The organism is Gulosibacter sp. (genome assembly GCF_052090685.1).
Classification (GTDB): domain Bacteria; phylum Actinomycetota; class Actinomycetes; order Actinomycetales; family Microbacteriaceae; genus Gulosibacter.
In genome coordinates, this window is record NZ_JBQDBE010000010.1 from 1 (window position 1) to 24708 (window position 24708).

Annotated in this window: 27 protein-coding genes; 16 read left to right on the plus strand and 11 right to left on the minus strand. The window is 59.7% G+C overall.

Features of this window, described 5'->3' with window-relative positions:
• The 6 genes from sufB to ACTHXA_RS08035 form a co-directional block, all read left to right on the plus strand.
• Positions 1-982 (plus strand): Fe-S cluster assembly protein SufB (gene sufB / locus ACTHXA_RS08010; protein WP_441671151.1); only part of this gene is annotated, 982 nt, incomplete at its 5' end.
• Between the two features lie 4 nt (positions 983-986).
• A complete protein-coding gene (gene sufD / locus ACTHXA_RS08015) occupies positions 987-2165 on the plus strand; it encodes a Fe-S cluster assembly protein SufD (RefSeq protein WP_441671153.1) in 1179 nt (392 codons plus the stop codon).
• Positions 2165-2497 (plus strand): non-heme iron oxygenase ferredoxin subunit, encoded by a 333-nt coding sequence (locus ACTHXA_RS08020; RefSeq protein ID WP_441671155.1) that lies wholly within the window; start codon positions 2165-2167, stop codon positions 2495-2497. Before sufD ends, ACTHXA_RS08020 begins: the two co-directional genes overlap by 1 nt.
• A 2-nt stretch (positions 2498-2499) precedes the next feature.
• Entirely contained in the window at positions 2500-3267 is a 768-nt protein-coding gene (sufC, locus tag ACTHXA_RS08025; protein WP_441671157.1) for a Fe-S cluster assembly ATPase SufC, read from the plus strand.
• An 11-nt stretch (positions 3268-3278) separates the two neighbouring features.
• Positions 3279-3611: a metal-sulfur cluster assembly factor gene (locus ACTHXA_RS08030; RefSeq protein ID WP_441671159.1), complete on the plus strand. Its 333-nt coding sequence runs from the start codon at positions 3279-3281 to the stop codon at positions 3609-3611.
• A 359-nt stretch (positions 3612-3970) separates the two neighbouring features.
• Positions 3971-5047, plus strand: a complete 1077-nt coding sequence (locus ACTHXA_RS08035; protein WP_441671161.1) for an NADH:flavin oxidoreductase/NADH oxidase — start codon at positions 3971-3973, stop codon at positions 5045-5047.
• 29 nt (positions 5048-5076) lie between these two features.
• Here the strand turns inward: ACTHXA_RS08035 and ACTHXA_RS08040 are convergent, their stop codons facing one another.
• From ACTHXA_RS08040 to ACTHXA_RS08050, 3 genes are read right to left on the minus strand one after another with little or no spacing between them, the layout of a single operon-like run.
• Positions 5077-5673 carry an energy-coupling factor transporter transmembrane component T family protein gene (locus tag ACTHXA_RS08040; protein WP_441671163.1) on the minus strand — a complete coding sequence of 199 codons (597 nt, stop codon included), beginning with the start codon at positions 5671-5673 and terminating at the stop codon, positions 5077-5079.
• Complete coding sequence (locus tag ACTHXA_RS08045) at positions 5670-6422, minus strand: energy-coupling factor ABC transporter ATP-binding protein (protein WP_441671165.1); 753 nt, start codon at positions 6420-6422, stop codon at positions 5670-5672. Before ACTHXA_RS08045 ends, ACTHXA_RS08040 begins: the two co-directional genes overlap by 4 nt.
• A gap of 25 nt (positions 6423-6447) precedes the next feature.
• Positions 6448-7062, minus strand: a complete 615-nt coding sequence (locus ACTHXA_RS08050; RefSeq protein WP_441671167.1) for a biotin transporter BioY — start codon at positions 7060-7062, stop codon at positions 6448-6450.
• 84 nt (positions 7063-7146) lie between these two features.
• On the opposite strand from ACTHXA_RS08050, the gene ACTHXA_RS08055 reads away from it, so the two are divergent.
• Positions 7147-7716: a TetR/AcrR family transcriptional regulator gene (locus ACTHXA_RS08055; protein WP_441671169.1), complete on the plus strand. Its 570-nt coding sequence runs from the start codon at positions 7147-7149 to the stop codon at positions 7714-7716.
• Positions 7717-8135: 419 nt separating this feature from the next.
• A complete protein-coding gene (abc-f, locus tag ACTHXA_RS08060; RefSeq protein WP_441671171.1) occupies positions 8136-9737 on the plus strand; it encodes a ribosomal protection-like ABC-F family protein in 1602 nt (533 codons plus the stop codon).
• 11 nt (positions 9738-9748) lie between these two features.
• Here the strand turns inward: abc-f and glsA are convergent, their stop codons facing one another.
• The 3 genes from glsA to ACTHXA_RS08075 all read right to left on the minus strand — a co-directional run bounded on the left by glsA (position 9749) and on the right by ACTHXA_RS08075 (position 12545).
• Complete coding sequence (glsA, locus tag ACTHXA_RS08065; RefSeq protein WP_441671173.1) at positions 9749-11017, minus strand: glutaminase A; 1269 nt, start codon at positions 11015-11017, stop codon at positions 9749-9751.
• 33 nt (positions 11018-11050) lie between these two features.
• On the minus strand, positions 11051-11923 hold the full coding sequence (locus tag ACTHXA_RS08070) for an SURF1 family cytochrome oxidase biogenesis protein (RefSeq protein WP_441671175.1): 873 nt from the start codon (positions 11921-11923) through the stop codon (positions 11051-11053).
• Positions 11924-12188: 265 nt separating this feature from the next.
• Positions 12189-12545 carry a DUF3099 domain-containing protein gene (locus ACTHXA_RS08075; RefSeq protein WP_441671177.1) on the minus strand — a complete coding sequence of 119 codons (357 nt, stop codon included), beginning with the start codon at positions 12543-12545 and terminating at the stop codon, positions 12189-12191.
• Positions 12546-12662: 117 nt separating this feature from the next.
• On the opposite strand from ACTHXA_RS08075, the gene fabG reads away from it, so the two are divergent.
• Entirely contained in the window at positions 12663-13376 is a 714-nt protein-coding gene (gene fabG, locus ACTHXA_RS08080; RefSeq protein WP_441671179.1) for a 3-oxoacyl-ACP reductase FabG, read from the plus strand.
• Between the two features lie 24 nt (positions 13377-13400).
• Here the strand turns inward: fabG and serB are convergent, their stop codons facing one another.
• Both serB and ACTHXA_RS08090 read right to left on the minus strand, forming a co-directional pair.
• Positions 13401-14099 carry a phosphoserine phosphatase SerB gene (gene serB / locus ACTHXA_RS08085; protein WP_441671181.1) on the minus strand — a complete coding sequence of 233 codons (699 nt, stop codon included), beginning with the start codon at positions 14097-14099 and terminating at the stop codon, positions 13401-13403.
• On the minus strand, positions 14096-15343 hold the full coding sequence (locus tag ACTHXA_RS08090) for a glucose-1-phosphate adenylyltransferase (protein ID WP_441671183.1): 1248 nt from the start codon (positions 15341-15343) through the stop codon (positions 14096-14098). Before ACTHXA_RS08090 ends, serB begins: the two co-directional genes overlap by 4 nt.
• 61 nt (positions 15344-15404) lie before the next feature.
• Here ACTHXA_RS08090 and glgA point away from each other — a divergent pair, with 61 nt between their 5' ends.
• The 3 genes from glgA (at position 15405) to ACTHXA_RS08105 (ending at position 17877) form a co-directional block, all read left to right on the plus strand.
• Positions 15405-16592, plus strand: a complete 1188-nt coding sequence (gene glgA / locus ACTHXA_RS08095; protein ID WP_441671185.1) for a glycogen synthase — start codon at positions 15405-15407, stop codon at positions 16590-16592.
• Between the two features lie 77 nt (positions 16593-16669).
• Positions 16670-17455 (plus strand): ABC transporter ATP-binding protein, encoded by a 786-nt coding sequence (locus tag ACTHXA_RS08100; protein WP_441671187.1) that lies wholly within the window; start codon positions 16670-16672, stop codon positions 17453-17455.
• Between the two features lie 164 nt (positions 17456-17619).
• The gene (locus ACTHXA_RS08105) at positions 17620-17877 is read left to right on the plus strand and encodes a type B 50S ribosomal protein L31 (RefSeq protein WP_441671189.1); all 258 of its coding nucleotides are present in this window, start codon (positions 17620-17622) and stop codon (positions 17875-17877) included.
• Between the two features lie 88 nt (positions 17878-17965).
• Here the strand turns inward: ACTHXA_RS08105 and ACTHXA_RS08110 are convergent, their stop codons facing one another.
• Positions 17966-18652 carry an exonuclease domain-containing protein gene (locus ACTHXA_RS08110; RefSeq protein ID WP_441671191.1) on the minus strand — a complete coding sequence of 229 codons (687 nt, stop codon included), beginning with the start codon at positions 18650-18652 and terminating at the stop codon, positions 17966-17968.
• A gap of 47 nt (positions 18653-18699) precedes the next feature.
• On the opposite strand from ACTHXA_RS08110, the gene ACTHXA_RS08115 reads away from it, so the two are divergent.
• Both ACTHXA_RS08115 and ACTHXA_RS08120 read left to right on the plus strand, forming a co-directional pair.
• A complete protein-coding gene (locus tag ACTHXA_RS08115) occupies positions 18700-19620 on the plus strand; it encodes an alpha/beta fold hydrolase (RefSeq protein ID WP_441671193.1) in 921 nt (306 codons plus the stop codon).
• A complete protein-coding gene (locus tag ACTHXA_RS08120; protein ID WP_441671195.1) occupies positions 19620-20339 on the plus strand; it encodes an NAD(P)H-binding protein in 720 nt (239 codons plus the stop codon). Before ACTHXA_RS08115 ends, ACTHXA_RS08120 begins: the two co-directional genes overlap by 1 nt.
• A gap of 3 nt (positions 20340-20342) precedes the next feature.
• Here ACTHXA_RS08120 and ACTHXA_RS08125 read toward each other — a convergent pair whose 3' ends face one another.
• Positions 20343-21191 (minus strand): Sir2 family NAD-dependent protein deacetylase, encoded by an 849-nt coding sequence (locus tag ACTHXA_RS08125; protein ID WP_441671197.1) that lies wholly within the window; start codon positions 21189-21191, stop codon positions 20343-20345.
• Positions 21192-21264: 73 nt separating this feature from the next.
• On the opposite strand from ACTHXA_RS08125, the gene ACTHXA_RS08130 reads away from it, so the two are divergent.
• Both ACTHXA_RS08130 and ACTHXA_RS08135 read left to right on the plus strand, forming a co-directional pair.
• Complete coding sequence (locus ACTHXA_RS08130; RefSeq protein WP_441671199.1) at positions 21265-22101, plus strand: TrmH family RNA methyltransferase; 837 nt, start codon at positions 21265-21267, stop codon at positions 22099-22101.
• A 35-nt stretch (positions 22102-22136) separates the two neighbouring features.
• The gene (locus ACTHXA_RS08135) at positions 22137-23951 is read left to right on the plus strand and encodes a DEAD/DEAH box helicase (RefSeq protein ID WP_441671201.1); all 1815 of its coding nucleotides are present in this window, start codon (positions 22137-22139) and stop codon (positions 23949-23951) included.
• Here ACTHXA_RS08135 and ACTHXA_RS08140 read toward each other — a convergent pair.
• Positions 23948-24628 carry a DedA family protein gene (locus tag ACTHXA_RS08140; RefSeq protein WP_441671203.1) on the minus strand — a complete coding sequence of 227 codons (681 nt, stop codon included), beginning with the start codon at positions 24626-24628 and terminating at the stop codon, positions 23948-23950. The genes ACTHXA_RS08135 and ACTHXA_RS08140 overlap by 4 nt on opposite strands.
• Positions 24629-24708 lie beyond the last annotated feature (80 nt).

A 24708-nucleotide genomic window follows, 5' to 3' on the forward strand; every position in this document is an offset into this window, starting at 1 on the left:
GGGTGTCATCTTCATGGACACCGACACGGCGCTGCGCGAGCACCCCGAGTTCTTCGAGGAGTACTACGGCACCGTTATTCCCGCCGGAGACAACAAATTCGGTGCGTTGAACACCGCGGTGTGGTCCGGTGGCTCATTTGTGTACGTTCCCAAGGGCGTACACGTTGAGATTCCACTCCAGGCTTACTTCCGGATCAACACGGAAAATATGGGCCAGTTCGAACGGACGCTCATCATCGCCGATGAAGGAAGCTACGTGCACTACATCGAGGGTTGCACGGCTCCTATCTACAAGACCGACTCGCTGCACTCTGCAGTCGTGGAGATCATCGCGAAGAAGGACGCCCGCGTTCGCTACACGACCATCCAGAACTGGTCGAATAACGTGTACAACCTCGTGACCAAGCGCGCGATTGCTGAAGAAGGCGCCACCATGGAGTGGGTCGACGGCAACATCGGTTCGAAGGTGACGATGAAGTACCCATCCATCTTCCTCACGGGCGAGCATGCCAAGGGTGAGACGCTTTCGGTGGCCTTCGCCGGCCCGGGGCAGCACCAGGATGCTGGCGCGAAGATGATTCACATGGCACCGCACACGCAGTCTTCGATTACCTCGAAATCGATTGCGCGTGGCGGTGGTCGCGCGGGGTACCGCGGTGAGGTCCGGATTGACGCGAAGGCCCACACTTCGAAGAACTCCGTGATCTGTGACGCGCTGCTCATTGATACCGAGTCGCGATCAGACACCTATCCGGCAATTGACATTCGAGTTGACGATGTGGAGCTTGCTCACGAGGCGACCGTGTCGAAGGTATCGGCGGACCAGCTCTTCTACTTGATGAGCCGCGGCCTTGAAGAAACTGAAGCCATGGCGATGATCGTTCGTGGCTTTATTGAGCCGATTGCTCGTGAGCTGCCGATGGAATACGCGCTCGAACTCAACAAGCTTATTGAACTGAGCATGGAAGGATCGGTGGGCTAACCACATGACCGCGACTCAAACACCGGCTACCAAGCCGGAAGGGAAAATCGTCCCCGTTCAGACCCGATCGGAACGGCCCGCTTCTTTCAAGGTCGAGGACTTCAAGTCCGTCACCGGCCGCGAAGCGGAGTGGAAGTACACCCCGGTCCGGGACATCAAGGATCTCCTCGAAGGCAAACTCGGTGCCGATCTGCCCACGGTGCAGACACCCGAGGTTGCTGGGATTGAAACCTCATTCATCGGACGCGATGATGACCGTCTCGGCACGATTCACGCACCCGAGGACCGTGCGGCTGCCAACGCCTGGGAGTCCTTCGAAAAGGCACTGCTCGTTTCTATCTCTGGTGAAGACGAGAAGGAAGCGGTTATCCGACTCAACGGCTACACCGGTGAAGCGCAGGCCGCGCACACCTTCGTTGACATCGCGCCGCATGCGCGGGCACTTGTTGTGCTCGTTCAGGAAGGGCGGGGACGCGTCAGCGAATCGGTGGAGATCCGTGTTGGTGATGGCGCGAACGTGACGCTCGTCACGGTCGGGGAGTGGGATGATGACGCGGTAAACGTGTCGGCACACCACGCTCGTGTCGGCCGGGATGCCTTCCTCAAGCACATCGTCGTTTCGCTGTCGGGCAAACTTGTCCGGTTGAACCCCTCGATTGCACTTGCGGATTCCGGTGCGGACGCCGAACTGTACGGCCTCTACTTTGCCGATGCCGGTCAGCACCTGGAGCACCAGGTGTGGGTGCACCACATTGCAGAGAAGACCCGTTCTCGCGTCACCTACAAGGGTGCGTTGCAGGGTAAGGATGCGCACACCGTGTGGATCGGTGACGTGCTCATCGACAGCAACGCCGTCGGCACCGATACCTACGAAGAGAACCGCAACCTGCTGCTCTCCCGCGGACCGAAGGCTGATTCGGTACCGAACCTTGAGATCAAGTGCGGCAATATCGAGGGTGCCGGTCACGCATCCGCAACCGGTCGCTTCGAAGAAGAACAGCTGTTTTACCTCATGGCTCGCGGTATCGACGAGCGCGCCGCGCGCCACCTCGTGGTGCACGGCTTCCTCAACGAAATTATTCAGCAGATTGACAATGAGGAAATCACTGCGGAGCTCAACGAGCGCCTAGAGGAGGAACTCGAGATTGCAGACCGCGCATTTGCCGCAGAGGTGAATGCGTAGTGGCTTTTGAACGCGCCTGCGCGGTTGAAGACGTGCAGGTAGATACACCTGTGCGCATCGAACTCGGTGACCAAGCGATCGCCGTAGTCCGTGATTCCGCTGGGGAAGTGTTCGCAATCGGTGATCGCTGCACACACGGCGACATTTCATTGTCCGAGGGATTCGTTGAAGACGACACCCTCGAATGCTGGGCACACGGTTCGCAGTTCTCGCTGCGAACCGGGTGGCCGCAGTCCCTCCCGGCGTTTGAGCCGGTACCGGTCTTCGACGTCAAGGTCGAGGGCGACGACATTCTTATTGATCCGACTCCGATCTACAAGGAGAACAACTAACCATGAGCACACTTGAAATTAAGGACCTCCACGTTGAGGTCGAAACCGACCAGGGCGCGAAGGAAATCCTCCGCGGCGTTAACCTGACCATCAACTCGGGCGAGATTCACGCCATCATGGGCCCCAACGGCTCGGGTAAGTCGACCCTCGCATCGACGGTCGCCGGTCACCCCGCATACGAAGTCACCCAGGGCTCGATCACGCTCGACGGTGAAGATGTCCTGGAGATGTCTGTGGATGAGCGTGCGAAAGCAGGACTCTTCCTGGCAATGCAGTACCCGGTCGAGATTCCCGGCGTGAGCATGTCAAACTTCCTCCGCACCGCAAAGACCGCGATCGACGGCGAAGCACCCGCACTTCGCACCTGGCTCAAGGACCTCAAGGGCTCGATGAGTAACCTTCGCATCGGTGAAGAGTTCTTGCAGCGCAACGTGAACGAAGGCTTCTCGGGTGGCGAAAAGAAGCGCGCCGAAATCATGCAGCTTGAAGTACTCAAGCCGAAAATCGCACTGCTTGACGAGACCGACTCAGGTCTGGACGTCGACGCGCTGCGAGTTGTCTCCGAAGGCGTCAATCGTGCCCACGAGAACAACGGCCTCGGTATCATGCTGATTACCCACTACACCCGCATCCTGCGATACATCAAACCGGACTTCGTACACGTGTTCGTGGCTGGCAAGATGGTTGACCAGGGTGGTCCTGAACTCGCAGACAAGCTCGAAAGCGAAGGCTACGACAGCTACCTGCAGGCTCAGCCCGCACAAGCATAGGGAGACCCCACATGTCACTCGTGTCGCTGGCGCCCGAGCGCTATGACGCAGTCGAAGATGCACTGAAAGACGTTGTTGACCCCGAACTTGGGGTGAATATCGTCGATCTCGGTCTCATCTACGACCTCCACTGGGAAGACGACCTCGACGCGCTCGTCGTATCGATGACGCTGACGTCGGCAGGCTGCCCGCTCACCGACGTCATCGAAGACGAAATGGCCAAGGCGCTCGATGGCGAAGTTGAACGGTTCAAGATCAACTGGGTATGGATGCCGCCTTGGGGTCCGGAAAAGATCACCGATGACGGACGCGAAATGATGCGTGCGCTCGGCTTCAACATCTAGCCGCATCCTCCGAACCACGGCGAGTGGCCGGTCTCCAAACCACGGAGCCCGGCCACTCGCCGTTTCCACTCGCTATTTCCACTCACCATTGCTGAGCCCCACCTTCGGGCGATAAGCAGTTCTGAAAAAGTGCCACGGATGGGTGCGACACGCGACGACACGCCCGGCGAAGTCCCCACCGCGGCACTTTTTCAGACGGGTGGGATGCCTGGGGGAGTTTCCTTGGGATGGGTTGGGTTACCCGGACGCTTGGGGCGGGTTGGCGCGTTGGCGGGTCGGACGCGCTGGCGGAATAATACTGGCCGGTCGGCAGTTTCTCTTCCCGTACGCATTCGCATCCGATTCGAGGAGGCGCCTCGGTGGCATCTCAACTGTTCAGTCCGCTCACACTGCGCAATACGGAGTTCCGAAATCGGATGTGGGTATCACCGATGTGTCAATATTCCGCATTTGAGCGGGATGGCATGCCGACCGACTGGCACCTTGGGCACTATGCCGGAATGGCTCGTGGGGGAGCGGGACTGGTCATTGTGGAAGCCACAGGGGTGGTACCGGAAGGTCGAATTAGCCCCGAATGCCTCGGCCTGTGGAACGACGAACAGCAAACTGCTTTTGCGCGCATTGCGGAACTCGTTCACGCGGCTGGCGCAAAGGCTGCGGTGCAGCTCGGGCACGCCGGAAGAAAAGCGTCGACCTATCCGATGCTTCCCGATGCTAAGGACGGTTCGGTTCCCGAATTAGAAGGTGGCTGGGAGACGGTCGCGCCTTCCTCGATACCCTTCGGCGAACTCACGACACCGCGCGCCCTGTCTGTTGGTGAAATTGAGCACGCCGTGCAAGCGTTCATCACAGCCGCTACGCGCGCGAAAGCTGCCGGTTTTGATGCCGTGGAGATTCATGGTGCCCACGGTTATCTCGGTCACCAATTCCTTTCGCCGCTGAGCAATGTGCGCGAGGACGAGTACGGTGGCGATCTGTGGGGACGTTCACGATTCCTCCGTGAAATTGTTGCGGGAGTGCGTCACGAGCACCCCGAGTTGCCGATTCTCGTGCGACTGAGCGCCACAGACTGGGTTGACGGCGGACTCACCGCTGAAGACATTCGCGAGGTCGCTGGCTGGCTGCAGGAATCGGGGGCTGACCTGATTGACGTTTCCAGCGGCGGCAATGTGCCCTCAGCGAAGATTCCGGTTGGTGCCGGCTACCAGGCTGCACTCGCAGCCAAGGTGCGTGAAGCTGGTCTGCCCGTCGCCACGGTTGGCATGATTACGACCGCGCAGCAAGCGGAGACACTCATCCGAGTAGGTACTGCCGATGCCGTATGCGTGGCACGCGAGTGGCTGCGCAATCCGTATCTAGGACTGCACTGGGCGAAAGAGCTTCGCGGAGATCTTGACAGTTTGCGACCGGCCCAGGTGTGGCGCGCGTTCAGGTAGCGACTTACCGACGCGGCAAAACGCGGTGGTCAGTCCACGCCACGCGCGGTGAGGGCATCCGCCAACTGATCACCGTGCTGCAGCGACGCAACTAATAGCGGTAGCACGATACGGAAGCTCATCCGCGGACCACCGCGCGCGAGCATGGCCTCCCGAATCTGCCCGAATAAGTTCGCGATCACCGGAATCGTGGTGATCGTGAGGGAGAGCAAAAGCCCCACCTTCGTAGGTGACACACCAAAGCGCGCCAAGGGGGATACCAGCCGCTCGATCACATCGAGCAGCGCCGCCATCGGTGTCGTGAGTGTCACGAGTGCGGCGAGCAGGACGACAATGCAGACGCGAGTCGTGTTGATTAGGGCGAGCTCGGGGCCGAGAAAGATCAGTTGCGGAATCACCATAATGAGCACAAGCCATCGCAGTGCGACACACTGCCGCCAGAACTCGCCGATTCCAAATCCGGTAGCGAGGAATCCGGTCCCCACGAGCATCCCGATCGCGCCCAGTACCCACCAATCCTGGGCCCAGAGGGAAATGACCAGTGCTATCAGGGCGAGCAGTGCGAGTTTGACCCAAGCTGGAGCGCGATGCAGGATGCTGTGGCCCGGTCGATACAGCGAAATCACGCGTAGCTCCGGCGGTACTGTGCGATCACTTCATCTGGAGCACCGTCGTTGACGACTCTGCCGTCGGCAAAACATATGGCGTACTCGCACTGAGCTGCTAATTCGAGATCGTGGGTCACGAGTACGACCTGTTGTTCGCTTTCCTCGAGCAAGATGCGAGCGATCGCTTTGGCGTTGCCGAGGTCGAGAAGTGCAGTCGGTTCATCGGCGATGACAAGCGTTGGATTGCCGACGAGGACGGCGGCGAGTGCAATCAATTGCTGCTGTCCGCCCGAGAGCGTATAGACCGAAGCATCCGCGTAATCACTCATGCCAACGCGGGTGAGGGCCGCATCCACTCTTGTCGAAATCGCTATTGGTGACAGCTTTCGACCACGAAGCGTGAACGCGAGGTCCTCTCGCACTGTCGGCATAATGATCTGTGCGGCGGGATTGCTGAAGACCATGCCGGTCTGTTTGCGGAGTTGTTTGCCGTCGCGACGCGGATCGAGACCGTGCACCAGGATGTCACCGGAGGCGATCGGCACAAGTCCATTGAGGATGCGTGCGAAGGACGATTTGCCGGATCCATTCGCGCCGATGACGGCTATTGTTCGTGCCTTCAGCGACAACGAAAGGTCATGCAAAACGGTGCGGCCTTCACGAACCACAGTGACCTCGCGCAGCGTGATCTTGCGTAGCTCGGTCATCTCGTTATGCCTCGTCATTGCCTCGGTCTCGAGAGCAGCGTCATGTCTGGATGCGGTCATGGGAATAGTCAGCGGTGCAAGCGGCCTAGGCCTGGGCGGCATTCTTCGGTTTGGGTTGCGACCACGCAAATGCGCGGGGGTAGGCACGCCACAGAGCCATCGTAATGATGACGGCAAGCACCACTTTTACGAGGTCTCCAGGCAGAAACACAAGGCTTGCAATGAGAGTTTCTCCGAGCGGGAGCCCGGTGAGTGCGGATTGGATTGGAATCCCAAAAAGGTAGATCACGAGAATGCCACCGACCACCGAACCGAGCGCTACCCGCCACCACGTTGGTTTCGAGGCTCCGAGCCGCACGATGAGCCCAATCACGATGACGCCGAAGAACCAGCCGATCAGATATCCCGCGGAAGGCGCCACGAACACGCCTAAGCCACCACGACCACCAGAAAGAAGCGGGAGACCCACCGCGACAAGCACCATGACGACGAGTACCGCGAGCCCGCCTCGTCTCGCACCCAGGATTGTGCCCGCGAGCATGACACCGAGGGTCTGGGCCGTGATGGGAACGGCGCCGACGTTGATCGCACCCGGTAGCCCAAGTACCGCGATCAGTGCGGCAAATACCGCGATGCGGGCAATGTCGGCGGCTTCGAGCCGACGACTTCGAGCTGCTGGTGCAGCGGATGCGACGTTCACGGAAACTCCTCGTTGAAATTCTCTCCTGAACGGTGTTCAGGTTGTACGATGGGAACGATAATACAGATTCGTGGAAAGGGAAACATGGCGGCGACGCGCGAATCGCGAGTGAGACACACCCGTGATGATGTCCTCGCCATGGCGCTCCGTCTGCTTCGCGAGTGCGGTTTGCCGGAGCTGTCTATGCGCGCTCTCGCTCGCGAATTGGATGTGCAACCGAGCGCGCTCTACTGGCATTTTGCGAGCAAACAGTTGTTGCTTGCGGGGGTCGCGGAAGAGATTCTCTCGCCCATGAACGCTCTCGATGAGAACGCCGATGCTGCCGCAGTGGCCACGGTGTTTCGCGACGCGATGCTTTCGGTGACCGATGGTGCCGAAGTTGTGGTGAGCACGGTTGCGCTCGGACTCGGGGCAGACCGAGCATTCGAACGGCTTCGTGACGCGCTCATCCGTGAGCACCACGAATTTGATCGCGCAACCTCCATTGCAACGACGCTGCTGCACTATTGCATCGGACACACCTCGCACGAACAGCAGCGAGCACAGGCCCTTCGTCTCGGAGTCGAGCTCGAAGACAGCCCGATCATGGCCAACAAGGACTCGTTCCTCGACGGTCTCCACCGCATCCTGCACTCGCCTCAATCGAGCGCCTGACCTCGGTGCCAGCTGACCTGGGTATCACCCGAAATCGGTATCACCTGACCTCGATTCCGAGTGGCCTGGGTGCCAGCTGACTTCGGTACCTCGTGACCTGGGTACCACCCGTAGTGCGGTTTACCACTTTCCTGAAGGTGGTAAACCGCACTACGGGTGGTCGCCGGGAAGAGTGTCGGGGAACGGCAGCAAGGAATGGTGAGCTGGGCGTGATCGATGGGCCTGATGGCTGGGCGTGATGGATGGGCGTGATCGCTGGGAGTGATCGCTGGGCGTGGTGAGCGAGAAGAGGCACGGGCACGATGGGCGGAGGAGGAAGTGATGCTTCCGCTGTCGACGCAGTATGAGAAGTTGGTAGTATTGATCGGTTGACCATCGCGTGATGGTCGCTTTGCGTTCAAACTGAGGAGTCCCACAACGTGCTAGCCGTCCACGATCTCGAGATCACCGTGGGAGCACGCACCCTCATGAGCGAAGTCAACTTTCGTGTGCAAGACGGTGACAAGATCGGCCTTGTCGGTCGTAACGGTGCCGGAAAGACCACGCTCACCAAGGTCCTCGCGGGATGGACCCAACCCACTGACGGCAAGATCGAACGCGTGGGCGAAATCGGCTATCTGCCGCAGGACCCTCGAAGCGGTGACCCGGAACAAACTGCGCGAAATCGCATCCTGGATGCACGAGGCCTAGGCTCGGTGCGTGATCGGCTTTCGGAAGCAGCCACGGCAATGTCCGAGGCTGAAACGGATGCGGCGCGGGAGAAAGCGATGCGCCGCTATTCACGACTCGACGATGAGTTCGTGACGCTCGGCGGCTACGCAGCAGAATCAGAAGCGGCAGCAATCGCGTCTAACCTCAGCTTGCCCGACCGCATCCTGGATCAAAAACTCGAGACCCTATCGGGCGGGCAGCGGCGTCGAATCGAGCTGGCGCGCATCCTCTTTTCGGATGCCTCGACCATGATTCTGGACGAGCCGACCAACCACCTCGACCTTGACTCGGTGATCTGGTTGCGCGAGTTTCTCAAGGGCTATCGAGGCGGACTCATCGTGATTTCCCACGATGTTGAACTTGTTGGTGACACGGTGAATCGAGTGTTCTACCTCGACGCGAACCGCCAGCTGATCGACGTGTACAACATGGGCTGGAAGCAGTACCAGCGCCAGCGCGAAGCCGATGAAGAACGGCGCAAGAAGGAACGCGCGAACGTCGAGAAGAAAGCATCGGTGCTGCAACAACAGGCTGCCAAGTTTGGTGCAAAGGCGACGAAAGCCGCCGCCGCACATCAGATGCAGCGGCGTGCCGAGAGGATGCTGGGCTCCCTCGAAGAGGTCCGGCAACAGGATCGCGTAGCGAAACTTCGTTTCCCGACACCCGCCGCGGTGGGGAAGACGCCCATTCAGGCACAGGGACTCTCAAAGTCCTACGGCTCACTAGAAATCTTTGCGGGTGTGGACCTCGCCATCGACCGCGGCTCACGCGTGGTGATCCTTGGGCTCAACGGTGCGGGTAAGACCACACTGCTGCGCATTCTTGCGGGTCAGGATGAGGCGGACACGGGAAAGATTGTTCCAGGGCACGGACTGCGAGTCGGCTACTACGCGCAGGAGCACGAGACCCTCGACGTCGATAAGTCTGTCAAGGACAACATGATGCGCGTCTCCCACCACCTCACTGAAACCGAGGCGCGCAAGGTGCTCGGTTCCTTCCTGTTCACCGGTGACGACGTCAATAAGCCCGCCGGGGTGCTTTCCGGCGGTGAAAAGACGCGTCTTGCCCTCGCGATGCTGGTGGTGTCGAGCGCGAACGTACTGCTGCTAGACGAACCGACGAACAACCTCGACCCGGTATCGCGCGAGCAGATTTTGGATGCATTAGCGCACTATGAGGGCGCGGTCATCCTCGTCTCCCACGATGAGGGAGCAGTGAGCGCACTCAATCCAGAGCGAGTACTCATCATGCCGGATGCGATCGAAGATCACTGGAGCCCTGAGTATTTCGACCTCATCGAGATGAACTAGCGTGGCAGGCGCTACGCGTCTTCGTAAGAATTGAGATCCTCCACGACCGGAATATCGGTGCGGTCGTGCGCGACCGGGCTCGGCACTCGCTCGTGCGGGTCAATCAGGGTGACCACGTGACCATCTTGGCCGAGCCTTCGGAGGCCTTCGCGGAGCATCCGATCGCCGACCTTGTTGATGCGTGATACGAAGGTCAGATCGACCACCACTTCGGTTTCGTCCTGGGGGATCTCTTCGAGGCGACGCAAGACGAGCTCGGCCGTCGGAAAGGTGAGTGCACCCTGGACCGCCACGAGACGCGCACCGGACTCTGTCCTGGATTGCTGACCGATCTCTTCGATCGACGGTGCCGGCAGCTCCATGATGTGGAGGCCCAAGTCTCTCGAAATGCGCTCACATGCCTCCACACCGCGGACACTATTGCCGTGCTGATCAAGCCGCGGTGAGAACGTGCCAATACCGATCTGACCGGGAAGCGCTCCGATGATGCCGCCGCCGACACCGCTCTTGGCGGGGATCCCGACGCTGGATAGCCAGTCACCCGCGGAGTCATACATGCCGCAGGTCGCCATGACACTCAGCACCTGGCGACACACCCACTCGGGCACCACCCGTTCGCGAGTGACGGGGTTGATGCCACCGTTGGCGAGTGTCATCGACATTACGGCGAGGTCGCGGGCCGTTACGATCACGGCACTCTGACGGGTGTACCCCCACACCGCGTCATCCGGTTCGATGCCGATGAAGCCGTTACTGCGCATCATTGAGGCGAGGGCGACGTTTCGGTATCGATGCGAGTACTCACTTTCGAGGACTTCTTCGTTGACGGCGAGTGTTCGCCCGGCGAACTGCGACAGTACGTCGATGATCTGATCCGAGCGTTGCAGCGGGGTGAACTCCGGCTCACCCACGAGGCAGTGGGTCGTGATGGCGCCCATATTGATCATGGGGTTGCTGGGTTTGCCGGTTTCCGGATCCACCGACATGGCGTTGTAGGGGTCACCACTCGGTTCGACATCGACGTAGGCATTCACCACTTCAAGTCCGCGGTCACGGAGCGCCATCGCATACACAAACGGCTTCGAGACCGACTGGATCGTGAATTCGGACTGCGCGTCACCCTCTTCGTAGACCGTGCCGGCTGGCATGCAGATTGCCATGCCGAACTGATCTGGATTCACGCGAGCAAGCTCAGGGATATACGAGGCGACCTCACCCTGATTGTAGAACTGACAACTGCGGAGGATCTCGTTGAGGTAGTCGGGAACCGGTGTGTGCACGCTGCCATCCTTAGTGCCGTCCTGGGCTAGTGACTAACCCTGTGAATCGATGAGTTCGTCTTCATAGTCTGCATCAGTCTTCTTTGCGCGAGCCGCACGAAGCCGGTCCCGCTCGCGCGATTTGACCACGCGAGGGTCATCCTCGTTCCGTTCGCGGAACTCTTCTCGAAGTCCGTAGATGAGTCCTACCAGAGCGATGATTGCGAAAATAATCCACTGGAACGCATAGCTGAGGTGGTTGCCCTCAGTGGGCTCGGGTTTGGGTACGAGCGCGCCGGTTTCGGCGTTGGCAGACTCACTACGAAGCAGCCCATACGCACCGGTGTACGTGCGGTCTTCCCCCAGTGCTGCCGCGAAGGACTCCAAGTGAATGGTGGCGATCTGCCCCTCTGGTGCACCGCGGCCGGGGATCTCCGGCTCACCCGGCTTGAGCCTTGCCGACACGGTGGTCGGACCTTCTGGCGCTGCCGGACGGTGGTCGGGCAAATCCTGTTCCTCACCCGTTGCGATCCAGCCACGGTTCACCACGAATACGGTGCCGTCATCGGTGAGAAACGGCGTGAGTATTTCAAATCCCGGCATGCCGTCTCGAGGACGTGCGCGGACGAGCAATTCTTCCTCCACGAGATACTCGCCTTCGAGCAACACGGGGAACCATTCTTGATCGGCTGCGAAGGAATCAAGTTCGGGTAAGACCTCGTCAACAGGCTGCGGCTCGGCATCGAAGTTGGTGGCCACCAAGTTATTTTGGTCGACGCGCTGATCGCGCCGGTCAAACTGCCAGGAGGACAGAAACCCGCAGGCAATAGCGAAAACAACGAGGAGCGCAATGTAACCAAGCCAGCGTCGGCTGAGCAGAAACCGCCAGCCTTGAGATTTGGAAGACTGTGCTGTGGAACTACTCACTGAATCGGGGCCTCATCAACTGGATCGTGGATGTCGTGTACTCGGACTGGGAAATCACGACTATTGAGAAAAGCAAGCAAAAACTCTTGGTGTTCTGTGCATGCAAGCCATATCTTAATGCGCTCTTCCCCGTGAATCCGGGGATTACGCCATTCTATGCGGCTTACTGCGGTGAGGTCGCAACTCGCTCTCGAACACGTCGGAACGCTGGATTCTTGGGGGAGATACCCGGCAAGCCTGCCTCGAAGGTCAAATTCCCCGGAACTCAATTTGGTGCCTCCTTGCTTTTCTGGGTGTGATCCTCGGCATTTTTCGATGTGCCAGCATCCTGGTCGTCATCATTGACGTCTCGCTGTGGCTGCCACTGTTCCGAAACCACGGGCTCGTGATACACCACCACTGCGGCTCGGTCTGGGCTCTCCACTGGTTGTAGCTTTCGCTGCCGAACGTGATTGGCAATCACCACGGCAATCCAGGGCAGGAAGATGGCGCCAGCCGCCACGAACCAAAGGAGTGGACCGCGAACGAACACCATGAGGAGAACGCACGCAGTACGGATCGCCATCGTCATGAGATATTGGCGAGTCCGGTGCTGGCGTTCTTCCTCTGCCGACTCCTCCATGGAGGTAATGTTTGGCACCTGCCGGGTCATAAGTGGTAACTCGCTCCGTTCGACTCCTCCAGACTACTCCTGTGGCCAGTACCATGGCGAGATATCCCTCACTGGACTAGGAGCATAATGACCACGCAACGCACTGTTTTGATCACTGGTGGCAATCGCGGTATCGGCCGCGCCATTGCGGAGGAATTCGTGGCTGCCGGTCATCGCGTTGCCGTCACCTCGCGATCCGGAGAGGACGGTCCTGAAGGTACGCTCACCGTCGCCGCCGATGTCACCGATGCTGCTTCTATCGACGAAGCCTTCAAAGTAGTGGAAGCGGAGTACGGTCCCGTTGAAGTGGTCGTTGCGAACGCGGGCATTACGAAGGATGGGCTGCTGCTGCGAATGAATGAAGACGACTTCACGAGCGTGCTCGATACGAATCTTTCGGGAGCGTTTCGCATCATTAAGCGCGCCACGAAGGGGATGCTTCGCGCAAAGTTCGGACGCGTTGTCTTGATCTCTTCGGTGGTTGGCCTCTACGGATCACCCGGGCAGATTAACTACGCCGCCTCAAAATCTGGGCTCGTTGGGATCGCACGTTCGCTCACTCGCGAACTTGGTAGCCGCGGCATTACCGCGAACGTGATCGCCCCAGGATTTATCGAGACGGAGATGACTGCGGTACTGCCCGAAGATACGCAGAAAGAATATCTCGCGTCGATTCCCGCCGGTCGCTTTGGTCAGGTGGATGAAATCGCCAAGGCGGCGCGTTGGATCGCATCCGACGAAGCGGGATATATCTCCGGTGCCGTGATCCCGGTGGATGGTGGCCTTGGGATGGGGCACTAGGGGACACCGGCCAGACCAGCGAGATTAGCCGCGCAGGCCCAGGAGTGGAAGCAACTGGGTCATGTCGCGGTCTTGAAGCACCACAGAAGCCTGCTCGCGAACAACGGGTTTTGCGTCAAAGGCGACGGACAATCCGGCGATCTCCATCATGCCGAGATCATTTGCGCCATCCCCGACGGCCATCGTGCGCTCCATGGGTACACCCAGCGACTGTGCCCAACTGCGCAGGGTGTGCGCTTTTGCTTGCTTGCCGATAATTGGGCCGGTGACTGCACCCGTGAGGTGACCGGACGCATCCACCTCGAAGCGATTCGCGCGCCAGAGGTCGAGTTGCAGATCCGCGGCGAGGGAATCGAGAATCTCATGGAAGCCGCCGGAGACGGCGCCCACTCGGCCGCCGCCTGCGTGTACCGCCTCGATCATTTCGGGGACGCCACGGGTCACGGTAATCCGCTGGCGCACTTCGGTGACCTGATCAACCGTGACACCTTTGAGGAGTGCCACGCGCTCTCGAAGGCTGCCTTCAAAATCAAGTTCGCCGCGCATCGCGCGCTCGGTAACTTCAGCGACGCGATCACGAACTCCGGCGTAGTCGGCAATGAGTTCGATGACTTCGTCTTCGATCAGTGTGGAATCGACGTCCAGAACTACGAGGAATTTTGCACCAGAGGTAACTCGCCCTTCGCCGTACTTTGGCGAAAGGCTGAACTGCGCGCCGCTCAACGTTCGATCACTGCGTTTTTCGGCACTACCGTGATGCCGGAATCGGTCACGGTGAAACCACGAGCACGATCGAGCTCAACGTTTTCACCCACCGACGCGCCTTCGCGAACCACGACGTTCTTGTCGAGAATTGCGCGCCGGACAACCGCGCCGGGCTCAACCTGCACTCGGTCGAAGGTCACTGAATCCAGTACCAAGGCACCGGACATCACACGTGTCCAGGGCCCGAGCACGGAACGCTCGACATGGGCACCGTTGATCACGGAACCAAGCGAAATGATCGAATCAATCATCGTGCCGGTGGAACCGCGACCGTCCCGCACAAACTTCGCCGGTGGCGAGTTGAGCTGCTGCGACATGATCGGCCATTGCTCGTTGTAGAGGTTGAAGATCGGCAGCGTCGCGATGAGGTCCATGTGCGCGTCATAGAAGGAGTCGATCGTACCGACATCGCGCCAGTAGTCGCGGTCACGGGCAGTGGACCCAGGCACGTCATTGTGGATGAAGTCGTAAACGCCAGCATCGCCGGCATTGACAAAGGCAGGGATGATGTCCCCACCCATGTCGTGCTTCGAGGTCTCGTCCTCGGCATCCCGAGTGACATATTCGACGAGCTTGTCCGCGTCGAATACGTAGTTACCCATGGAAGCAAGAATCTCGTTCGGGCTATCCGGGAGTCCCTCTACGGTCTCGGGCTTCTCCAGGAACTGGCGGATGCGTGTCGGATTATCCGGCTCAGTGTCGATGACACCGAAGGAGGTAGACATTTCGATCGGCTGACGAATAGCAGCGACTGTCGCGCCCAAACCGGATTCAATGTGCTGCTGCACCATCTGCGAAAAGTCCATGCGGTACACGTGGTCGGCACCAACCACGACCACAATGTCGGGCTTTTCATCCTGAATGAGGTTGAGTGACTGGAAGATCGCATCCGCCGAGCCGGAGAACCAGTGCTTTCCACGACGCTGCTGCGCCGGCACACTCGATACGTATGCGCCCAGAATTGCCGGCAGGCGCCAAGTTTGGGAGATGTGACGGTCAAGTGAATGGGACTTGTACTGCGTCAGGACGACAATTTGATTCAGTCCCGAGTTCATGAGGTTCGCGAGTGCGAAGTCGATGAGGCGGTACTGCCCGGCAAACGGTACAGCGGGCTTTGCCCGATCCGCGGTGAGCGGCATGAGCCGTTTTCCTTCGCCGCCAGCCAAAACGATTCCGAAGACTTTTTTCTGCGCCTGTGCCATGTGGCCATCGTAGACCGGAAAGTGAACGAGTTTCGTAGGAATTGTCACGTACGCTGTGGCCATGAAAATCGACGTGATTTCTCGAGAGTATCCGCCGCAGGTTTATGGGGGAGCGGGGGTGCACGTCACGGAGCTTGTGAGAGCGATGCGCGAGGACATTGAAGTTCGAGTTCGTTGCTTTGGCGAGGATCGAGACGAAGAGAACACCTTTGCCTATCCAGTTCCGTCGGCACTCGCTGATGCGAATGCAGCCCTTGGATTCCTGGGCACCGACCTGCTTATTGCGGGTGATATTGAGGGTTCCGACCTTGTCCATTCACACACCTGGTACGCAAATCAGGCCGGAAACATTGCAAAATTCCTGCACGGAATTCCACACGTGATTTCAGCGCACTCGCTAGAACCGCTTCGACCATGGAAAGCGGAGCAGCTCGGTGGCGGCTACCGCCTCTCGAGTTGGATGGAGCGTGATGCGTATGCGAACGCCGATCGCATCGTGGCGGTGTCGAACGGAATGCGCGCCGATATCCTCCGCAGTTATCCGGATCTTGACCCTGACAAAGTGGTGACGATTTACAACGGAATCGATATTGATGAGTGGCAGCCCACGCACGACCCTGAGTCGGTTCGCGCACTCGGGATCGACCCGGATGCGCCGACTGTAATTTTCGTTGGTCGCATCACCCGCCAAAAAGGTCTGCCATATCTCCTTCGGGCGCTTCGCGAACTGCCCAGGGAAGTACAGATTGTCTTGTGCGCCGGCGCCCCGGACACCAAAGAGATTGAGGAAGAGGTTCGGAATCTCGTCGCAGAGCTGCAGACCGAACGCGAGGGCGTGCACTGGATTTCGGAACACCTGCCGCGTCCGAAGATCATGGCGCTGCTCACCGCTGCGGATGTATTCGTCTGCCCGTCGATCTACGAACCGCTCGGCATCGTGAACCTTGAAGCGATGAGTTGCGGAACTGCGGTTGTCGGGTCCGGAACCGGCGGCATCCCGGAGGTTGTCCAGGATGGAGTGACGGGCCGGATTGTGCCGATTGAGCAGGTCTCGGACGGCACCGGTACGCCCATTGATCCGGATAAGTTCATCGGGGACCTCGCGGCCGCGCTCAATGAGGTGTTGAGTGATCCGGATAAGGCGGCCGAATACGGCCGGGCAGGTCGCGAGCGTGTGGAACGAGAGTTCACCTGGAAGCAGATCTCGCAGCAGACCCAAGCGCTGTACCGTTCGCTCATCGACGGATAGCGTTCGCGAGTCACCCGATGCAACACACCAACGCGCGTTCACGGAGTTTTTCGCTGTCGCGCCGGTAGCCTTGGCTCATGGCAGAAGTGGTGAAATTCGAGGACGTCCGGGTTATTCGATCCGGACGTCCAATTCTTGATGGAATTAATTGGACTGTTGATGAGCGTGACCGCTGGGTGATTCTCGGTCCAAACGGTGCGGGAAAATCCACACTGCTCGGGATCGCGTCGGCCGCGTTGCATCCGACTTCCGGCACCGCGACGATTCTTGAGGAGCCGCTGGGGCGCACGGATGTGTTTGAGCTGCGTCCTCGAATCGGCATCGCTTCGAGTGCAATGGCAAAGCGCATCCCGGACAACGAAACGGTGCTCAACTCGGTACTGACCGCGAGCTATGCCGTCACCGGGCGCTGGAACGAAGAGTATGACGAGATCGACCTCGAGCAGGCACAGACCATCCTCTCAGAGTGGCATCTCGAGGCCTTTGCAGAACGCACTTTCGGCACGCTCTCCGATGGTGAGCGCAAGCGGGCGCTTATTGCTCGCGCGGTGATGACCGATCCTGAGATTCTGCTGCTCGATGAGCCGAGTGCCTCGCTCGACCTCGGAGCTCGCGAGAATCTGCTCGCGTCACTGACCGAATATGCGGCGAGTGACTTTGCTCCCGCAATTGTGATGGTGACCCACCACGTCGAAGAGATCCCGCTCGGTATCACTCACGCGCTCCTGCTCAAGGACGGGAAGACCGTGGCGGCAGGGCCACTCGAATCGACACTGACTGCAGAAAACCTGACACGGACATTCGGGATCCAGCTCACGCTCGATCAGCATGACGGACGTTACGCGGCCCGTGCCGCGAATTAGACCTCAGACTCAGAGACGTGCCGGGCAAATGACCCGCCGGAGAACGCAAATGCGTGCTAAACTCGTCTCTTGGCTTGCCTCAGGATTGCTGCAATAGACGTCGCTCTGATTGCGCAACTCCCCGGCACTTGTATATTTACCCGACTTTTTCAAAAGGAAACCCGATGAAGGCAGACATCCACCCAAGCTACGACTACGTGGTGTTCAATGACCTCGCCTCGGGTGAGAAGTTCCTCACCCGTTCCACGGTGAAGTCAGACAAGACCATGGAGTGGGAAGACGGCACCACGTACCCCGTGATCGACGTCGAGATCTCGAGCGCCTCGCACCCGTTCTACACGGGTAAGCAGCGCATCATGGACTCGGCAGGTCGCGTCGAGAAGTTTAAGAACCGCTACGCCAAGTTCGGTAAGAAGAACTAACACTCTGATAAAACTGGCCGGGTCTCGTGTGCGAGACCCGGCCAGTTTTTAGTTTGCCGAGGATGGAGTAGCGCGGTACTGCACCGGGCTATCGACGTACCGGCCAGTCGCCGTCCGCCGTGAAGTTTGGATCCTTGGTGCGGCGCATGTATGACTGAAAATCTTCCGCTTGAGCACGGGCCCAGTCCACCTGCATCCGATGCAATTCGGCGATTGGCACCTCGAGCTGGTCCGGATACTTGCGCGCAATGGCCTGCGCAATCTGACCCGCGGCAACTGAGTCCGCCGCGGCGTCGTGTGCACCGATCAGTTCCACCCCGTACACCGCGGCGGTATCGGTGAGGGTACGCTTGCCTTTGCGGAACTTGTCTACGGCCCGGTCAATGATGAGTGGATCCACAACCTGCTCGCCCAGAGCCGGGGGAGTGATGCCGTGGCGTTTGCACTCGGCCTCAATCAGGGTGAGATCAAAGGGTGCGTTGTAAATCACGAGCGCGAGATTGTTCTTCGCGATCCAGTTCAGTGACGCGACGACCTTTTCGAGGACAACTGCGACTGGCTCACCATTCGCCTGCGCAATTTCAGTCGTAATGCCGTGGACAGCGGCCGCCTGCTCCGGAATCTCAACGCCCGGGTCGGCGAGCCAGTCCGTACCGCGTTCAATATCACCGTTCGCATCCAGCATCCCCACAAAGGCGGTGACAAGGCGTGCCTCCGCGGGGTTGACACCTGTGGTTTCCGTATCAAATACTGCAATCTTCTCGGTCCAGCTCACGCCGCATCCTCACCTTCGCTCTATTGGGTCGCATACACTCTTCCACGATGACCCCTTTGAACCCGCTGCAAACGCTCCTTAAAGAAATTCCAGTCAGAACTCGTACCCAGTCTCTGCGTGGCAGTTCGACGGCGATTTGGGAGTTTGGGCCGGCGGATGCGGAACACACGGTCGTGATCGTCCACGGGTTTCGGGGCACGCATCACGGGCTCGCCAACCTCATCGCGCTGCTTCCCGAGGTGCGGTTCATTGCCCCGGACTTGCCTGGTTTTGGCGAGTCCAGTCCAATGGTGGGAGATCATTCGGTGAAGGAGTACGCGCACTGGTTGCTTGAACTCCTCGCCATCGAAGATGATGATCACTCGAGCACTGTGCTTGGGCATTCGTTCGGGTCGATGATTGTTGCTGCGGCAGCAGCGCAACTCGAAGGTCGAGACGTGATTCTCGTCAACCCCATCGCGGAGAATGCCTTACAGGGGCCGGAGCGGATACTGACCAACCTCGGCATTCTCTACTACCGCTTGGGTGCAGCATTGCCGAGCAGCCTCGGTCAGACCCTTCTCGCTTCACCCGTAATCACCCGTGTGATGAGTGAAGTGATGGCGGTGAGCCGCGATCGGAATCTTCGAGCCTGGATCCATGCTGAGCATGAAGCCCACTTCTCCGAGTTCGCAAATCGCGAGGTACTGCTCGACGCATTCCGTGCCTCGGTATCCACCGACGTGAGCGCCTTCGCGAAAGATCTGCCGAGCGGCACGACGCTGATCGCGGGCGAACGGGACCAAATCGCGACCTTGGATGCGGCCAAGCGCCTGCACGCGAACGTGCCAACCTCGACCCTGCACGTCATCAAAGGTGTTGGACATCTCATCCACTACGAAACACCGAAGCCGCTCGCCAGACTCGTGTGGGCGCACCTCGACGCCAAATCAATGCGCGTCACCGACGAGAACAGAAGGACTCCATGATGAACGACTCAACCCCCACCCTTTCGCAGCCCCTGCCTAACGACGTCGCCATTGTCGGTGGCAGCGGCCAGATCGCTCGACTGCTCACAGAGCTGCTGGTTGCGGATGGCGTGCAGGTGCGATCGATCATTCGTCATGAGAAGCACTCCGAAGCAATCCGCGCGCTCGGTGGGGAACCGGTGCTGTGCGATATTGAGTCGGCTTCGGCAGACGAGCTCGCAAACGCATTTGGGGATGCGGAGGCGGTCGTATTTGCTGCGGGTGCCGGGCCCGGGTCGGGAGCACCGCGAAAATACACGGTGGACCGCGATGGCTCCATCAAGTCTGCGGAAGCGGCTCTCCTGTCCGGCGCGATGCGATTCGTGCAGATCAGCTTCATCGGGGCCGGTGGCCCGACTCCCGAATCTGGGGATGAGGTGTTCGCCGCCTATTGGGATGCGAAACGGGAGGCCGACCAGCACCTGCGCGCGGCTGCGCTCGATTGGACCATCGTGAACCCCGGCGGCCTCATAGACGACCCGGCCACGGGACGCGGCGAGGTCTCGGTCACCGGCCTCGAACGTGGCGTCAAGACACGCCGAGGTGACGTGGCGCACCTGATACGGATCGCACTCGCCCATCCCGGTACCATTTGGCGCGACTTGGACCTTGCAGAAGGCGACGCGCCACTCTCAGAAGCGGTCGATGCCGCACTTGCTGCGGCACCACCCGTGGCATAAGCGCTAGCGAGTGGCCGCCAGCATCTCTTGTGCGCCCGCGACCACTTCACTGATCCCCGCATCCACCCGGAATGAAGCAAGGTGGTCAACCGGTGTCGCACCTCGATTCACGATCGCGAGGGGCTTGCCCTGCCGGTGAGCGCGATGCACCAGCCGCACTGCCGTATTCACGGCAAGGGATGAGCCGATCACTACAAGCGCCTCGGCTTCATTCACGAGATGTTCGGCGGCACGGGAATCTTCTGCGCGGACGAACTGACCAAACATGATGACATTGGGCGCCAACATGCCACGACACACCAGGCAGGTCGGGATCTGAAACTCGTCGACGATTGCCTGCGGAATCTCCGCGTCGCCGTCGGGATTCTGTTCGGCCTGATGCGCAATTGGTGCAATCGCCGGGTTCAAAGTGCGAAGTCGAGCGACGATTTCATCGCGGGGTTCTTGCGCGCCGCAGTCAAGGCAACGCACCGAGCGAAGATGGCCGTGCAGCTCAATGACGCGGCGCGAGCCAGCACGGAGATGGAGTCCGTCAACATTCTGCGTGGCGATCCCGTTCACTCGGCCGCTCGCCTCAAGCTCAGCCAGCGCGAGGTGGCCAACATTGGGGGAGTATTCCTCAAATTTGCTCCAACCGAGCGCGGCCCCGGACCAATACCGGCGGCGGCGTTCCTGAGAACCGGTGAAGTCCTGCCACGTCATGGGCGTGCGTTTCGGCGCGCCAGGGGAGCGATAGTCGGGGATTCCCGAATCGGTGGAAAGGCCCGCGCCGGTAATGACCGCTGAAACGTGGGATGCGAGAAAGTCGGCGAGTTCCTCGGCTCCGGCTCGGATATAGCCCGCTTCATCCACGTCATACCTCCTCAAGAACAAGTCATTTGAACATACCGGGACCCACCGACATAGCTCGTGAGAAAATCGGGGGATGCGCATCCTTCCGATTACCTCCCTCGACGAGCCCGGCCTCGAGGACTATGCCCGCCTCACGGACGTGGCGTTACGCCGCAAACTGGAACCAGCGGGCGGGCTGTACATGGCGGAATCTGAGAAGGTCATTCGGCGCGCTTTGGCGGCCGGCCATCGACCGCGATCGCTGCTGACGCAGGAGAAGTTTCTGCCACAAGCGGAATCACTGTTCGCCAAATTCGATGATATTCCGGTCTATGTCGGTAGTGAAGCGCTTCTCGAACAGCTCACGGGATATCGGATGCACCGGGGCGTGATGGCAGCGATGCATCGGCCGGTCATGCCGGATCCGCGCACGATCCTGCGGGAGGCAAACACCGTACTTGTCCTCGAGAACATTGTTGATCACACCAATGTCGGGGCGGCATTTCGCAACGCTGCGGGGATCGGCGCGGATGCGGTGCTGGTGACGCCGGAATGCGCGGATCCCCTCTACCGCCGCAGTGTTCGAGTGTCGATGGGTACCGTGCTGCAGGTGCCGTGGACTCAACTTCCGGAGTGGAAGGAAGCAGGGCCGTTCCTTCGCGAGTACGGTTTCGAAATTGCCGCACTCGCCCTCGACGATGCGGCCGTGACCCTTCGCGAGTTTGCCCGAAACCGGCCGGAACGGGTGGCATTACTCCTCGGCACCGAAGGGCACGGGCTCACGCAGTCGGCACTTCGCGAGGCGGGGCATAAGATTGTCATTCCCATGCACCACGACGTTGACTCGTTGAACGTCGCCGCTACCTCCGCAGTGGCACTCTACGCATTGCTCGATGACATGTCGGTGGCTAGGGATACGGTGACTACGTAAGAATTTCAATCACGAAAGCGAGGCCGAGTAGCTGCATGAGTCACGCTCCTTCCGGAACGAATCGTTCAGCTCATCAGGTTGGCACCTACGCTGCCGAGCACCTCTCTCCGGCGTTCCCAGGGCGCGCTCCTTGGGGGACAGCGGGGAATCTGCGTGCTTGGCAGCAAGAAGCAATCAGCCTCTACATGGAGACCCAGCCGCGCGACTTTCTCGCATCCGCAACACCGGGCGCTGGGAAGACCACCTTCGCCCTGCGACTTGCCACCGAACTGCTCGCCGACTCGACGGTGAACCGCATCATCGTGGTCGCGCCGACTGAACACCTCAAAACGCAGTGGGCAGAAGCTGCCGCCCGTGTCGGCATCCGGCTTGATCCAAAATTCTCCAACGCACAGGGCGGAATCTCGCGTGAGTACCACGGCATCGCGGTCACCTACGCGCAAATTGCCATGAAGCCCTACCTGCATGAGCACCTCTGCGGTTCGGCGCGCTCACTCGTGATCATGGATGAGGTCCACCACGGTGGTGACAACCTTTCCTGGGGTGATGCGCTTCGTGATGCCTACGAACACGCCGACCGCAGACTCGCACTCACCGGTACGCCCTTCCGATCGGATACTTCACCGATTCCATTCGTGCGGTACGAACCCGACAGCGCGGGAGTCCGAGTCTCGAAACCCGACTACAGCTACGGCTACGGTCGCGCGCTTGCGGACGGCGTCGTCCGTCCGGTCATGTTCATGTCCTACGCCGGAAATGTGCGCTGGCGGGATACCTATGGCGAAGAGATGGCCGCGGGCCTCAGCGATGACAATACGAAGGACATTATTTCCCAGGCGTGGCGAACCGCGCTTGACCCAAATGGTGACTGGATGCAGCAGGTGCTGCACGCAGCGGACCGTCGTCTGAGCGAGATTCGCGAAACGGTGCCGGACGCCGGTGGGCTCGTGATTGCCACCGATCACCAGGCGGCGCGCGGCTACGCGGCGCTGATCGAACACGTGACCGGCGAGAAACCCGCACTCATTTTGAGCGATGATAAGGGCGCCTCAGATCGCATCTCCAGTTTTGCGGCGTCTCAGGAACGCTGGATGGTGGCCGTGCGAATGGTGTCCGAAGGCGTGGACGTGCCGCGCCTCGCAGTAGGCGTATATGCCACGAGTTCTTCTACTCCACTGTTTTTTGCCCAGGCAATCGGACGCTTTGTGCGCGCCCGTCGCCGTGGCGAGACCGCGACGGTGTTTATCCCATCCGTGCCAAAACTCGCCGCACTTGCGCACGAACTCGAGCTTGAACGCGACCACGCGCTTGATCGCCGCACCAAGGATGACGAAGACCTCGGTGCGGGTATGACGCCCGAGGAAAAGGAACTCGCGGAGGCGCAAAAAGAGGAACAGGCCTCGAGCGAACTGACGAATTTCCAATTCGAAGCGCTCTCTTCCGAAGCACAGTTCGACCGCGTGCTCTACGACGGTGGCGACTTCGGCTATGCCGCGGAAGTGGGCTCCGTAGAAGAGCTCGAATATCTTGGGCTTCCCGGCATTTTGGAAGCCGATGAAGTCAGTGCGGTGCTCAAAGCACGTGCTGAGAAACAAGAAAAAATTCAGCAGTCGCGCGCAAATAAGCAGTTCCATGACGGCCACAAAACCGTGCAACCGCTCCACCGCTCGCTTAAAGAGCAGCGGTCAGTGCTCAACTCGCTCGTTGGCCTGTATGCGCGACAAAAGGACATGCCCCACGGGAAGGTTCACGGTTGGCTCCGCGCGGCGTGTGGCGGCCCCGCCGTCGCGCAGGCTACGTCACATCAAATTCAGCAGCGGATTGACCTGCTGCGAAAAAAGCTGCATTAGCCCTTCGAGCGCTGCTCGCGCCGCGCCTTGATGATCTTGTGCACGATGTACCAGATCACGAGCGCCACGACGGCGGCGATGACGATGTACTGGAACCAGCCGGCAACCTCCTCTAGGACCTGCCAGTTATTGCCGAGCACGAATCCGCCGTATACGAAGATTGTGTTCCAGATGGCAGAACCCGCGAACGTGAAGAGTCCAAATCGCCACCAGGACATCCTCTCGACGCCCGCGGGGATGGAGATCAGCGACCTGAAGATTGGCACCATTCGGCCAACGAACACCGTCCAATAGCCGTGCTTATTGAACCAGGCGATGGTTTTATCGATGTCCTCGCGATCCACCAGCGGCAGATAGCTCAAGAGCTTTACGGTGCGATCGTGTCCCAGCCAAGCGCCGAGCCCGTAGAGCAGGTAGGCACCGATGACCGAACCGGCAGTTGCCCAGATCAGGGCTTCCACCCAGGTGAACGATCCGTCGGGGCTACCGGCGGTAAATCCTGCGAGCGGGAGAATGATCTCGGAAGGAATTGGTGGAAAGAGGTTTTCGAACAGTACGAGTAAACCGACTCCCGGAGCCCCGAGGAAATTCATAATGGACACGGCCCAGTCGCCGATCGCGCCGAAGGCGGAGCCACCGTCGGCAGCTGGGGTCAGGGGAGCGAGAGTCTTAAGCACCTGAGCAGCCTAACGAAACGGGCATCTGCAAACAGTGGGGTTTCCAGGAATCTTGCGGTCTGGCGATCCAGAATCGGTCC